The organism is Paenibacillus sp. RU5M, from assembly GCF_900221055.1.
Classification (GTDB): domain Bacteria; phylum Bacillota; class Bacilli; order Paenibacillales; family Paenibacillaceae; genus Paenibacillus; species Paenibacillus marchantiae.
Genome location: NZ_OBQM01000003.1, coordinates 184,756 through 198,012, shown reverse-complemented (window position 1 = coordinate 198,012; position 13,257 = coordinate 184,756). Strand labels below are relative to the sequence as shown.

Below are 13,257 nucleotides of genomic sequence, written 5' to 3'. Positions count from 1 at the left end.
AAACCCAAACGCTTTAGTTCGTTACCACGTTATCAGAGTCTTATAATAACATAGCATAGGAGAAGAGTCGAGCCTCTTACCTTTTCCTTATCTTTGAACCAACTTAATTGTCAACAATTTGTGAAAAAGCTTCTTTCACTTTCGCGGGTTCCACCAGCTTCTTACGCACCGCTGCATCCCACTCCTTCGGTTCATGAAGGGTCTTCAATTCCGTTCCAGCCCATTGCTGAGCAGCCTCACGGCTCAAAGTATATTGAACATCCTCAAATGAATAAAGCACATGCTCCAAATTCTCAATCCATACAAAATTGGCAGCAGCGTTATATACAAGTATTCGTTCCAACTCTTCGGACTTCATCTCGCTGGTATTTATCCTGTAATTGATCTGAGCCGTAAATGTCTCTGGAACCAACTGATACCCATTCAATTGGCCGTTTAGAGGCAAGGCTTGATTCAAATGGCTGAGATTAGAGAAGTCGCCCATATAAGGACTGCGATATTTCGCCAATGCCGCAAAATCATGGGTCAATGGATCTTGCTGCTCTGCTTCATACTGCGACTGCTTCGCCTCTATTCTCGGATTAACGACGCCCTCAACCACAATAACACCAAAGATACCGAGCATGACCAATGCAATAATCCATTTATTCTTTCCCGTCATATGACATCGCCTGCCTCATACTTGCTCACGATCCGATACGCCCTCTGCACGATCAAAGGAATAATAATACTTAATAAAGGTATGGCAAAAGCAATTGCGATTACCGTAAATTGATAGGGTCCCTCTACCTGAATCGGTCGACTATACCAGATGTTGCTTCCAAATCGCAGCGCCGCCTGTGTACCCCATAACACAACGATGAGCCCTGCCCATAACCACCACACTCTGCGCGTCCATTGTAAGAACACAGGTGTACGAATAACGGCAGTGTCCTCTGGATCAGTCGAAGTATTTTTATTTTTCATCATGTAAAATACATACGCTCCACCAACGATCACACTCATGATCATAAGCAAATTGTTAATGGTTGCGCCCTGGACCATGACTCTCATTGGAATGGTAATGATCCAGGCGATAAGACTATAGATCAAGGCAGACTGCAACACCGCAGTCCAATAAGGAACGCGATGCACCCTGCGATGATCACTCATGATCTGCTCCATGCCAGCCACATGTTGTATGGCAGTCTGAAAAGCCTGCTCCTCGTCCATACCCTGCTCCATATAATCTTCAATTCGTGCAGCGAGATTACTGTGAATCTCTTCTTTTAACTCCTGATTGGCCAATGTATCCTGCGCATCATTGAACAGACGATTCACATAGCGGGTAATGCGAGCTTCCAATGTCATATCCCTTCATCTCCCTTTTCCCCGGAAATAATCATGCAGTCAATCAATGTTTTGGCTGCGTGCCAAGCGTGAACTTGCTGGGTATAAGCTTCCTGCCCCTGCGTTGTAATTCGGTAATATTTGCGTCGTCCTCCCTGGCTCTCTTCCCCCCAGTAGGATTCCACATATCCGCTCTTCTCCAGCCTTTTCAGACTGGAATAGAGTGTCGGTTCCTTTAATTCAAACCGGTCTCCACTCTTGCGATAAATTTCCTTAATAATGCTATAGCCGTAGTTATCCTTCGGTATAAGTACACTCAGAATAATGGGGTCAATGTTGCCTCGAATGAGGTCACTGTTAATCGCTTGTTCATCCATCTGCCAGATTCACCGACTTTCTTCAATCCTGGGTATACTATAAGACATATTACTATGTCTGTAAAGGTAATATGTATCGCATGGTACATATGCGTCGCAATGAGCAACATTCTTCTCTTTTTCTTCGTCTGGAAGATATTAGGGAGGTGGCTAAAATAAATTTTTTCATTACTATAAGAACATTGGCTTCACTCGTGTTCCTTACAACTTTGCTGATATTATCCGGCTGTAATCCTACTCCAAGTAACGGCACAAACGAACCTCCCTCTCTCCCATCGCCAGATACAAAGGAAGCTGAATTGGGTTCACTAGAGGAGAACGCTAAGGAATCTGGACCCAACTTACCCCAGGAACTGCCTACGCCAACTATCCAGAGCGAAAGCGGCATCTCTATTCCAGCTGTACAGGGCAGTTATTGCTGGGGGGGTATGTGTGCTGACTATGCAGGTGATGTGGAATTGCTGGAAGGTAAAGCACCTGTCTCGGTTTTGGTAGGCGAGAACATATCTATTAACTTGAGTACGGATGTACCACCTAACGAGTTCACTCTGGTTGAATATGTGAACGGGGAGGCACGTCCCATCTCTTTCCGAGAAGGATCATTCCAGTTTGCACAGGAAAAAGGTACTCATTATTATGGAGCCTTTATCGGCTGGTCTTCCCCAAAAAATTCGCAGGTTTCCTTGGGTGATACCTCTTTTGCCTTTGTAATCCGTGGTGTCGAAAAAAAATAGAACCAAACAAGGCCCCTCCAATTTTGGAGAGGCCCTACTCATTTTTATCTATTGCTGCACTTTCTCCCGATCTTTCCCTTTATCCGATTCACCCGCATTTTTGTTGGCGGCGTCGCGATCCTGCTGCATCTCCTCAACGGTTTTCACTTTGAGACGTGCAGCACCTTCATATTCCTTCGTAGGAATCAGGTTGCCTGCAGCAAGTCTTGCTTCTGCCGCAGCAATGGCGTCACCATATTGAGGCAACCATTCGGCTTGAGCGACCAGCATCTCGTCAACCATTTGCCAGATTTCTTTTGGATTACATACCGCACCTACGAGTGGGTCCATCATGAACGCTTGACGCAATAGTTTGTCGTCACCATGTACCGCAGCTTCAACCGCAAGCCGTTGTACGGAAATGCTTACGTTACACACGGCAGCCGGGCCGAGTGGCAGGTCGCCTACATACGGCATCGAAATGCCGTTGCGATCCACATATCCCGGTGCTTCAATGATCGCATCATCAGGTAGATTGGAGATCACACCGTTATTGACGGTATTGAAGTGTCCGCGGTATACGCGTCCCGTCTCCAATCCTTCTATAATGTAGGAACCATGTTCTCCGCCTCGTTTTTCCGGGGCAAATTGCATCGGCTCATCCTTCATCCAGTTCGGGAAATCAGTCTCAAACCAATTTCTGCCCTCTGTACACACACGCAAATACCCACCTGTCTCGCCGTTAATCCAGTTGCCCAGATCAATCCATTCCTTGATCTCTTCCGGACGTTTGCGGTACCAAGGCACATATTCGCTAAGGTGACCATTCGATTCCGTGCTGTAATAACCAAATCGGCGCAACATATCAATCCGCACTTTCTCGGTACGGCTATACTCTGGATGTTTCTCGAAGGCTTCGAGCAAATCACCCGTAAGGTCTTTACCTTCATGGGATGCCTTGATGTACCAGGTCTGATGATTAATTCCGGCGCATACGATATCCACTTCATTCATTTTCAATCCAAATGCTTCTGCAATCTGGTGATGCCCATGCTGTACCCCGTGACATAGTCCAATCGTGCGAACACCGCCATACTTGTTGCAGGCCCATGTCAGCATAGCCATCGGGTTGGAATAATTGAGGAGCAGCACATCCGGTGTGCTTTGTTCACGAATATCTTTACAGATGTCGAGCATTTCGGCAATTCCACGCTGTCCGTACATAATCCCACCTGCACACAATGTATCGCCGACACATTGATCTACCCCATATTTGAGCGGAATATCTACATCGGTTGCAAAAGCTTCCAACCCTCCCACACGGATTGTACACAGCACATACTTCGCATCCTTGAGCGCTTCTCTCCGGTCTGTTGTCGGCTGAATCTGAATATTCAGTCCATTCTCGCGAATATCGCGCTGACACAGCTCGGTAACCATGTCCAGATTGTGCTGATTGATATCACAGAACGCAATCTCTATATTGTTGAATTCCGGTACCGCGAGCAAATCCCGCAGCAACCCCCGCGTAAATCCGATACTGCCCGCCCCGATAAATGCCACTTTAAACGACATGCACAGTTCCTCCCGTAATCCGAAACGATTGGCTTCGGTTAATGACTTCATTCAGTAACACTTGCAATTGAATTGAAGTTGCCTGATGAAATCATTGTAACAACGGTACATAAGGAAGCGTTATCAAAATCATGACCAGTTCACGAAGTAGCTGTCAAAAATCCTCACTTTTGTGTCCGAAGATCATCAACCCTATCCTGCTCAGATAAAAACAGAGTATCTATCCCCCCTATTATTCCAGTGGATAATGACTGACATGTCGCTCCATCGAGGAACGGAATTCAACCGGAGTTCGACCTGTATATTTCTTGAATAACATATGAAAATATTGTCTGCTCCCCACGCCCACGTAATCGGAAATTTCGGAGATTGGAATATCGGTCTGTTGCAGCAGCATCTTCGCCTTTTCCATTCGCACCATCGTGAGATAATCGGTAGGCGTGCGATCCGTGTGCTGGCGAAAAATACGGTGCAAATAGCCTGGATGTAGATTCACCGCTGCCGCGATATCCTTCATTTGAATATTGCGATCCATATTGTGATGCATGAATTCAATCGTACGTTTCACGTACAGCTCCGTCTGATCCAGCGTACTTCGGTTGATTTCCCCGCGAAGTCGTGCGACCCGCACCAGCAGTTGGATAAACAACGTGCGTACCAGCGTACCTTGCTCAGGCGACTTCAGATCACGGGCTTCGCGATGATGCGAGCGTTCTTCCGACGGGATGATCGGCATAGGTGCAGAAGACCGTCCCTGCTCCATCAGTCCACGCTGATCCAGCTCCAGCACCAGGCTTTTCATAATGTGGTACACCTCTTCCGGGTCAGGCAAAACCAGATAAGGCGTGGCTTGTGCTAGAAAAGCATGGACTTCCTCCTCTTCCAGTGCGAGCTGGCGAATGGAAGGCTGGCCTGGCTGCGATCTGGAAACTCCAAATTCCACATTGAGCATGCGGCACGGGACGCCATCCTCCACCAGCAAACGGTGTGGAACCCCCGCGTCCAGCAGAATGAACTGCCCTTTTTTTAATACTGCCTGTTCCGAGCTGCCATCCGCCATCTGTACATCGACCCGGCACATTCCCGAAATAATATACATGATCTCCGTGGAATCATGATCGTGATAGGACATCTGGTAGTTGTCCCATTGCTTGTAATAATACGCGTAGAAACGTGGTCCATAATCCTCCATGCGCAGTTTCTCCTGAAACAGACTGCCTGTCCAATGTTTTGCTTCCAATGCCTGCACCTCCGTTGCTGCAACGATCCTCACTTTTCTCCATTGTAGCAAGTCTCGGCGATGTATTTCACCATGTAATTGAAAAATCATTGCGATTATAAATTAGATAAACATATAATTAGTTATAAATCTAATCAATTTTATTTTATCTAATCTAATCTATAACGAGGAGGTAGTGAGACTATGAAAACTACATTTTTTCTGGTGAGGCATGCATTAAAAGAAAAGCGCATCGGTGATGTTCCCATCACATCCGAGGGAGTTGTACAAGCTAAGTCGACAGCACTTCGTTTAGCTAACGTATCTGTCACCAAGATCATTGCAAGCCCACTTCAAAGAGCGATCGACACTGCGGCGCATATTGCTCACCAAACAAACGTTACAGTGATGGAAGACCCGCGTCTGCGGGAACGCGCCAACTGGGGTGACCTGCCTGAACAAACCTTTGAAGAATTCATCGCGATGTGGGACAGATGTACAATTGAACCAGACTACCTCCCACCCGTGGGTGATTCCTCTAAGCAGGCTGGCGAACGTCTGGCCTCTTTCCTAGCGGAATTGACGACTGTAGAGCCACCAGATAGCCATATCGTTATCGTTACTCATGGCGGGTTAATTACGGATTTTCTAGTAAACACATTCCCAGAGCTTGAACTTAACGTCTGGCATCCTAATTTTATCGCCATGCAAAGTCAACTGATTCCCGAATGCTCCATCACCACATTGATTCATGAAAACGGAAAGTACACCATTCAAGATTTTGCATCCGTAGCACATTTGAAATGATGATGCCGTCTGTTGCTTCGTTTAGCCATATCAAAAAACTCCGGGTAACCTCCCGTACGCCTAAACGCACTGAGGCTACTCCAGAGCTTCACTTTAATACAATAGTAAACACTTCCTATAAAGAAATAATACTTTTGAAAACCTATCGCCTATTACTTCTCACTTTTCACCCTTACCCGACTTGGGCGTGTGGAACTTGGGCAGCGTAACTTTCGACCAATCGATATCCGATGCCATGTAGAAGGATGGGTAGGACGGCTGATTGTATCCACTGTTCTGTCCAGCAATGCCGACACGATACATGGCGTCATGCATCAGCGTGTATAGTCTGCGATCGGTCTTCTCGGTGCTCAGGTAGATGCGGATCGCCGAGCTGTCCTCGGTTCTCACCAGCATCTCTTCCCGCCAGTCACCGAAGATATCGGCTACGAGAGATGGCGTACCCTTGGTATAATTGTTGGTCAACGTGCCGTTCGCGGTCAGCAGCGTGCCCCGATTCCAATCCTTAATCGTAGGCGTGACATTAATGGCACCATCCACGATTTGAGTTGTCATATCAGCGGCCCAGCGAATATTCATATTCGTGCCGGGAGCCTTATCGCTTATTTTCTCACCGCTGGCCGTCCACAGTCCCACAGCCCATGTCTCCAATCCGCGGCGGGTCGGGTCCACATCACCGATCATGCCACGTCCGGTATCTTTGCCCGTGTACCCGCCATAGATCACTTCCCCAGTCTTCGCATCCCGCAGGGAATATCCGTATGGTGCCCAAGGGCCACCCTCATGCACCATGAAGATCTCCAGCCCCGGACGATCCGGATCAATATCCGCTACATGAAGCGCATCCCCATGCCCCAGACGTGCAATCGTTCCCGGAGCAGCACTCTCCGCTGGCATCAGGTCCTTGGAGCTGTACAACACACTGCCATCATGATCAATCGTGGCTGAGCCGTACACAATCTCCTGTTTACCGTCTCCATCCACATCAGCGACACTGAAATAGTGCGCGCCTTGTGTTGTAATTGAGCCATACACCGGATCTGTACCGTCCACTCCATGCGGACCGTCATTGAACGGGTTCTTCATTGGCGTCCAGCCACTGTCCACTTTCCATTCACGCTTGAGCTTTTTACCATCCCAGTTGTAGGCGACCATGGTCGAACGTGTGTAGTACCCGCGTGCAAAGACCGCAGACGGTTTCTTCCCATCAAGATATGCCACGCCTGCCAAGAAACGATCTACCCGGTTCGCCGGTTCAATACGCGCCATTGCGTAATCGCCCCACATCAACCCATCGTCCTGCCGTCCAGGCTCATAAGGAATGGTCTCCAGCTCTTTGCCCGACTCTCCTTCGAACACCGTTACATACTCAGGTCCATCGACGATAAAACCTTCGAACTTGCGCAGCTCATTCTTGTCACTGCGGCTTGGTGCATACACATCAATGAAGTAATCGGCCAAGCTCTCAGCATCCTTCTGAGACAATGGATAACTATACTTTTTCTCAATCCCAAAAGCTTCCTCCAACGTAGCAGGCCAGTTGCCCTTCACAACCTCTTCATGTTTATGCCAGTTTTTGAACATATCCACGACATGATCATAGTAGCCATCTGCACTTAAACGGTAATCATCTTCGTTGGAGTATCCTGCCTTACGATCCTGCTTCGGAAGGGTGATGTATTTTTCGGAAGTGACCTTTCCTTTTTTGTTATATTGGATGATCTTGGTTCCTGGTGCAGTCTTGAACATCATCTCGGCCTTGCCATCCCCGTCAAAATCATAAACGAGCATCTGTGTATAATGAGCACCCGAACGGATGTTAACCCCGAGATCGATCCGGTACAACAATTGTCCGTCCAGCGTGTAACAATCCACGTACGTTTTACCGGTGTAGCCTTTTTGCGAGACATCCTTGGAGTTAGAAGGGTCCCATTTTACAAAAAACTCATACTGACCGTCCCCGTCCACATCGCCCACACTCATGTCATTCGCAGAATACGAGTAGGCTTCTCCCACTGGCGTCACACCATCGGCCGGTTTTTGCAAAGGAATATCGACGTAGCCGTTCGCCCAAGGTTTGACGGATGCACTGTGTTTACTCTCCTTGCCCTTCTTGCTTACCGCTGCCACTTCATAACGGGACGACGATTTGCCTGCGGCATCAAGATAGTTGGTGCTGTCGGTGACCGTAGCAATCTTCTTGCCATCCCGATATACATTGAAATCCGTGCCTGTCAGACCTTTATCGCTATAACCTGTGGCCTCGTCACCAAGCAACCTCCAACTGAGAAAAACACCCTCGGAAGTAGACGCCGCAACCAGACCGCGATCAAGATACTCAAGCTGAATTTCTTTCAAAGAACTCCCTCCCTTGTGTGACTGCACGCTGGCCTCTGCCGCGCTGTTCTCACTGGAAGCTGCTGCTCCGCTCGCACCCGCTGTTCCCGCAACGAGCAAAGCAACGCTTAGTGCCGAAGACAGCATTTTGGCTGCAAATGGCATACGCACCTTCCTGCGATTGGAGTGCATACCTGAAACCGATCCCTTATGTATCGGCGCTGTTATTTTGGATTTCATCGACCTTCACTCTCCTTGAGACAGAATGGGTGATGCTTATGGCTGTGCTTGGATCGTTGCGACATCCGTCAATCCATACAGACGTTCATATCCTTCAAATTTTACTGAATGCGCTTACAAAAATATAAATGAATAGCTCTCCTGAACAGACTTCTTTGACTCCGTCCCCCTTCCATTCCCTCTCCATTAGAGCAGCTTCATCCTGCCCATCGGGTATTATTATAGACATCCCACCTGCTGTGACATAGGCAAATATCCGTCCAAAACGATCAATATTCAGTGTTGTTCAGGTCTCTAACGATACGAGCACACCTTATTCAGAAGATTAACGGGCTATAGAAAGTCTAACGAACTCCAGTAACGTTATCTGGTAAAAACCATCGAAACAGAGTGAACACAGGGTGAAAACCTGGTAATAACGTGTATACGATTCGTTAAAACACTGCACCAGCTCCATTACACGAAATAAGACGCACTCCATTCGTTAAAATTGAAAAAAGGGACGTTCCCCAGTCATGTTCATGACTGGGAAACGCCCCTGTTTTGTATTCGCTCCTTTTAAGGCTCAATGCCCCAGACCAGGGTACCGCCTTTGTAGAGGGTCACCTTGTTCCAGTCCTGATAGGATGTTTTGGTTGGATCGTAGGAATAATCATTGGTTTCATCTAAGTTGCTCCAGTCCGTTTTGTACATGCGGAGCTGGATATCCCCCGACTGTCCACCTGCCTGGATCGCACCTGCTCCAGAAGTGAAGCTCAGCTCCACATAGGAATCGGTGAACGTGCGCTGGATGTTGGCTCCGCCAACTTGAGCGTAATCGACAGCAGAGTCCATGGCTGCGGTACCTTCTTTGGAGAAGTAATAACGGATTTTCAGATCACTCAGATTTACAGCCGTGTTACCTACGTTTTTGATGTTGAAGTACGGTTTGATTTGGTTATCTGCCGCGTTCGTATCTCCCGCACGATATTGCAGAACCAGATCACTGGTTGGAACAACTACACTTTGCGGTGTTGCAGAAGCTGCGGCAGAATTGACACTTTCCCCGGCAGCGTTCACGGCACTAACCACATAATGATAGGTCGTTCCATTGGTCAGACCCGTATTGGTGTAGGATGTGCCGCTCACATTGGCAGCAACCGTAGTGAATGGACCCGATGCACTCAACGCCCGTTTCACGTTATAACCTGTCGCTCCTGCCGAAGCCGCCCAGGTCAAGCTGATTTGAGCATTGCCTGCCGTAGCTGTCAGCGCTGTTGGTGCAGCAGGGGCAGTCACACCTGCTACTGGTACCGCACTTTTTACAGCCGAATTCACACTCTCACCCGCAGCATTCACGGCACTAACCACATAATAGTAGGTTGTACCATTGATCAGACCTGTGTTGGCATACGATGTGCCTGTCACGCCCGCAGCAACCGTAGTGAATGGACCCGACGCACTCAACGCCCGTTTCACGTTATAACTGGTCGCACCTGTGGAGGCTGTCCAGCTCAGGGAAACCTGTGCGTTGCCTGCTGTCGCAGACAGTGTTGCCGGAGCTGCTGGAGCTGTCGTTCCACCCCCTCCACCAGTGCTGGCTGGAAGAACAGGGAATGAGTTTTGCACCAGCATGACGAATTGGTCATGGAACCAGTGACCCGACACTGGTGCGTTAGGCAGTGCACCCGTCAATACACCATCACGAGTTGTAAAGGTTGGATCACACATCCGGTCGAAGCCTTTTCCTTCGTTGTTCGGAATTTCCGAGCTGGAGCCATCAGACTCCCCTGGAGGTTTGACCCATACATAGGCATCCAGATGGGCTGGTCCTGGTGCAGCTTTAGGTGCTTCACCTATGCCTGCTCCACTGTTATTACACCAGTTCCCCCGGTGATCGCGCTTATCCACACGCCCGGAGTTCACGTACGTGTTAATATCACTGCCTGTGGCAGACGTTGGACGATTCACCCCGCCCCATCCATTACGGCTGGTATCAATGAGGAAGCCCGTGCTGGCCGGCCAGCCAGCTTGTACAAATCCGCTATACAGTGCCGCAGTGAAATCGGTTTCGTCAAAGTAAGGGTTCCACTCATAAAACTTGGAAGACTTGATCGGTTGTCCGCCAATATTCAGATCCGGAATAGGCAGATTCGGTTCATTCAGCGGTGTGCTGTTCGCTGTGTTCGTAATGAAGCCATCGGCGCTATTCAGACCTGCTGCTGTTCCTTGGACAACGCTGGTATACAGCGAGATTGCGCCTGTACGGTTGTTATCCCAACCAAGCCAGCCGGAGTGACCAATATCCAGGTAGTTATACACATTCGGAATGGCATGCAGCTTTTCCAATGCGTATTTCACGCCAGCTTCATAGATGCCTGTTGAACTCGCCTGGGCACAAGCTGGTGTACTGAGATTGGTTACCAGATTGGGCAGACTGTCCGGCTCGATGATAGCGATGATGCGAATGTCCTGATACTTGGGCTTTGCAAAAATATCGGCAATTACATTGATATAATCATTTTTATAAGTCTGCAGTGCCGCCTGTGTTAGTGGAAGTTCACCATTGGATGCAAGGGCATGACAATCCCGCCCAGGTAAGTTGTAAATAACGAATGAAGCGGTAATTGGAGTACCTGACTTCTTTTGTGCCAAGGCGGCATCCAGATGCTGCTCCACACTTTTGCGTCCGGCATTGTCTGTTCCACCATTAATGGCAGCAATACGGTCGATCCAGACTGCCGTTGGATAGGATTTCACCGTTTCCATCTTGGCTTTTAACGCTGCATCACTGGTGAGAGCAATGGACGTATCCACGAGAGCGGAATAATCCTGGTTTAAATACGACGTAGCTCCGACAAACGGATTATCCACATGCGCTTCAGCCGCCTGACTCACTCCTGGAGCCATGCCCGGGAAAATGCCCGCCGCGAGCAGCGTTGCTGCCAGCATTTGTTTTACACTTCTGCGAAGCACCTTTCCGCCTTTCGATAAGGTTTTCGATTTAGTCATTAGGGTTCCACCTTTCCTGTACTTGGATTGGGTATATACTCATGTCTGATCCTCTGTGTCGGCAAGATGCTATGCACGGTAGAGAACGTATGGATGAGCTGTAGGGACTTCACCTCCATGAATGTAGTTCAATTGGGACAAGCCAGGTCAACAACAATAAGGTGTGAAACAAGAAACAGAAATGGTGTCTTACACTGAGGTTAAGGGACAAAGCAAGGGGGATAACATCTGTAGGTGTGTGCGGGTAATCTTTGGTGAACGGATTTCAAGGCATTGCTCTGACTTAATTAAAGTAAGCGCTTACTTTTAGAGGTTTTAAAAAAAGGCTTACCCTCGATACAAACCTCACATCGCGTGTCCACCTCCTTATGAATCGATTATACTCCATGTAAATATTACTGTAAATTGAATTTATTAAATTTTATTATATTTAATTCCATAAAGCGGGCAGGAATTCTGAGATGTGCCTCCCCAAGCCATAAACAAGGCTCATCACGGGCTTAACCCCCCCGTAATGAGCTAATTGACATAGCATATTCTCATGCTATTTTTTTATGGAAGCACAACAATATCTCCTGGTTTCAAGCCGTTCAATACTTCAGTCTTGTCATCTGTCTCGATGCCTGTTTGAATCGTCTGCTGTACATATTGCCCGTTGCCCTGATCCAGCATCACATATGCCGTATCCTGATCTCGCATGACCGCCAGCGTGGGAACGACCGTCGCTTTCTCCTTGCGCAGCGTTTCAATCTTGCCCTCTAGACTTAATCCACCGATCAGCTTGGCGTTTGGCTTCAGATCAATGACAATATCGAATTGGGAAGGCTGCTTCAGATCTGTTTCCGTTCCCTTTTTGGCAAACTTGGAGATTTTGCTGACCTTTCCGGTTAACGGAACCTCCTTATTTCCCGTCATATGTACACTTACAGGCATGCCTGTTTGGATTTTGAATAGCTCCTGCTCGCTAATGGCCGCCACAAATTGTAATTTGCCTGTGTCCACAATGGTACCCACATACTGACCTTCGCTCACCATACGTGTCTTGGTCTCCGTATCGTTCATCAGAAACACACCGGATACCGGCGCGTACACGGTGGATAAACCCATGACCGCTTTCTTGGCCTGAACCTCCTGCTCCTTCACAGCGATGGATTCCTTGTTCATTTCGTTGGTCAGTCGTTTTGTTTCCCGCTCGGCGAAGGCTTTCTTCCGTTCTTCTTCAGTAACCCCCAATTGCTCGGGACCCTCTCCCTGAGTAAGACCAATCTCATTCAATTGAGCTTCCAGCCTCGATTTCTCAATATCGGTCTCCAACTGCTGCACTTCCGTCTGCAATGCTTTCGAATCAAGCGAGAACATGACGGCTCCCTTGTGAATGGGCTCCCCATTCTCCACATTCCACTGCTTTATCTTCGAGGCAAAAGGAGCGTACACATCCGTCTGTTTGGCATAAGCCGACTTGCCTTTGACCTGAATTTCCTGCGTGATCGTCTCCTGTGTGACTCCAAATGTAATGGGCTGCGGAGCCTCGATGGGCGCTTCGGGTACCGGTTTATATTGCTGGTACAGAAAATATCCAGCGCCTGCGAGCAGTCCGATCATGATGATTCTCTTTATCCATTTGCCTATTGCCGAATTCTTCATTGCCGTATGTCCCTTCATTGAATCT

At 48.3% G+C, this 13,257-nt stretch carries 10 protein-coding genes; 2 read left to right on the top strand and 8 right to left on the bottom strand.

Annotated elements, in window-relative coordinates:
* Positions 1–103: 103 nt before the first annotated feature.
* Genes CRO25_RS11515 through CRO25_RS11505 form a run of 3 tightly spaced genes read right to left on the bottom strand, consistent with a single transcriptional unit; the run spans position 104 to position 1,706 of the window.
* Positions 104–661 carry a DUF4825 domain-containing protein gene (locus CRO25_RS11515; RefSeq protein ID WP_079695064.1) on the bottom strand — a complete coding sequence of 186 codons (558 nt, stop codon included), beginning with the start codon at positions 659–661 and terminating at the stop codon, positions 104–106.
* Complete coding sequence (locus CRO25_RS11510) at positions 658–1,350, bottom strand: permease prefix domain 1-containing protein (RefSeq protein WP_079695063.1); 693 nt, start codon at positions 1,348–1,350, stop codon at positions 658–660. The genes CRO25_RS11515 and CRO25_RS11510 overlap by 4 nt, the downstream gene beginning before the upstream one ends.
* Entirely contained in the window at positions 1,347–1,706 is a 360-nt protein-coding gene (locus CRO25_RS11505) for a PadR family transcriptional regulator (protein WP_072735136.1), read from the bottom strand. The genes CRO25_RS11510 and CRO25_RS11505 overlap by 4 nt, the downstream gene beginning before the upstream one ends.
* A gap of 299 nt (positions 1,707–2,005) precedes the next feature.
* Between CRO25_RS11505 and CRO25_RS11500 the strand changes: the two genes are divergently transcribed.
* The gene (locus CRO25_RS11500) at positions 2,006–2,440 is read left to right on the top strand and encodes a hypothetical protein (RefSeq protein WP_079695062.1); all 435 of its coding nucleotides are present in this window, start codon (positions 2,006–2,008) and stop codon (positions 2,438–2,440) included.
* A 48-nt stretch (positions 2,441–2,488) separates the two neighbouring features.
* On the opposite strand, the gene CRO25_RS11495 is transcribed toward CRO25_RS11500, so the two are convergent.
* Both CRO25_RS11495 and CRO25_RS11490 read right to left on the bottom strand, forming a co-directional pair.
* On the bottom strand, positions 2,489–3,994 hold the full coding sequence (locus CRO25_RS11495) for an alpha-glucosidase/alpha-galactosidase (RefSeq protein ID WP_079695061.1): 1,506 nt from the start codon (positions 3,992–3,994) through the stop codon (positions 2,489–2,491).
* A 232-nt stretch (positions 3,995–4,226) separates the two neighbouring features.
* Positions 4,227–5,186, bottom strand: a complete 960-nt coding sequence (locus tag CRO25_RS11490; protein WP_079695378.1) for an AraC family transcriptional regulator — start codon at positions 5,184–5,186, stop codon at positions 4,227–4,229.
* 252 nt (positions 5,187–5,438) lie between these two features.
* Between CRO25_RS11490 and CRO25_RS11485 the strand changes: the two genes are divergently transcribed.
* Entirely contained in the window at positions 5,439–6,020 is a 582-nt protein-coding gene (locus tag CRO25_RS11485; protein ID WP_256863623.1) for a histidine phosphatase family protein, read from the top strand.
* A gap of 159 nt (positions 6,021–6,179) precedes the next feature.
* Here CRO25_RS11485 and CRO25_RS11480 read toward each other — a convergent pair whose 3' ends face one another.
* The 3 genes from CRO25_RS11480 to CRO25_RS11470 form a co-directional block, all read right to left on the bottom strand.
* The gene (locus CRO25_RS11480) at positions 6,180–8,522 is read right to left on the bottom strand and encodes a rhamnogalacturonan lyase (protein WP_079695377.1); all 2,343 of its coding nucleotides are present in this window, start codon (positions 8,520–8,522) and stop codon (positions 6,180–6,182) included.
* 633 nt (positions 8,523–9,155) lie between these two features.
* The gene (locus CRO25_RS11475) at positions 9,156–11,588 is read right to left on the bottom strand and encodes a glycoside hydrolase family 6 protein (protein ID WP_079695059.1); all 2,433 of its coding nucleotides are present in this window, start codon (positions 11,586–11,588) and stop codon (positions 9,156–9,158) included.
* A 552-nt stretch (positions 11,589–12,140) separates the two neighbouring features.
* Positions 12,141–13,232 (bottom strand): efflux RND transporter periplasmic adaptor subunit, encoded by a 1,092-nt coding sequence (locus CRO25_RS11470; protein ID WP_179132143.1) that lies wholly within the window; start codon positions 13,230–13,232, stop codon positions 12,141–12,143.
* Positions 13,233–13,257 lie beyond the last annotated feature (25 nt).

What these genes read in the sequence shown, in the direction of transcription:
- CRO25_RS11515 (WP_079695064.1), bottom strand. Translation starts at nt 661, where the DNA reads ATGACGGGAAAGAATAAATGGATTATTGCATTGGTCATGCTCGGTATC.
- CRO25_RS11510 (WP_079695063.1), bottom strand. Translation starts at nt 1,350, where the DNA reads ATGACATTGGAAGCTCGCATTACCCGCTATGTGAATCGTCTGTTCAAT.
- CRO25_RS11505 (WP_072735136.1), bottom strand. Translation starts at nt 1,706, where the DNA reads ATGGATGAACAAGCGATTAACAGTGACCTCATTCGAGGCAACATTGAC.
- CRO25_RS11495 (WP_079695061.1), bottom strand. Translation starts at nt 3,994, where the DNA reads ATGTCGTTTAAAGTGGCATTTATCGGGGCGGGCAGTATCGGATTTACG.
- CRO25_RS11490 (WP_079695378.1), bottom strand. Translation starts at nt 5,186, where the DNA reads ATGGAGGATTATGGACCACGTTTCTACGCGTATTATTACAAGCAATGG.
- CRO25_RS11480 (WP_079695377.1), bottom strand. Translation starts at nt 8,522, where the DNA reads ATGCCATTTGCAGCCAAAATGCTGTCTTCGGCACTAAGCGTTGCTTTG.
- CRO25_RS11475 (WP_079695059.1), bottom strand. Translation starts at nt 11,588, where the DNA reads ATGACTAAATCGAAAACCTTATCGAAAGGCGGAAAGGTGCTTCGCAGA.
- CRO25_RS11470 (WP_179132143.1), bottom strand. Translation starts at nt 13,232, where the DNA reads ATGAAGAATTCGGCAATAGGCAAATGGATAAAGAGAATCATCATGATC.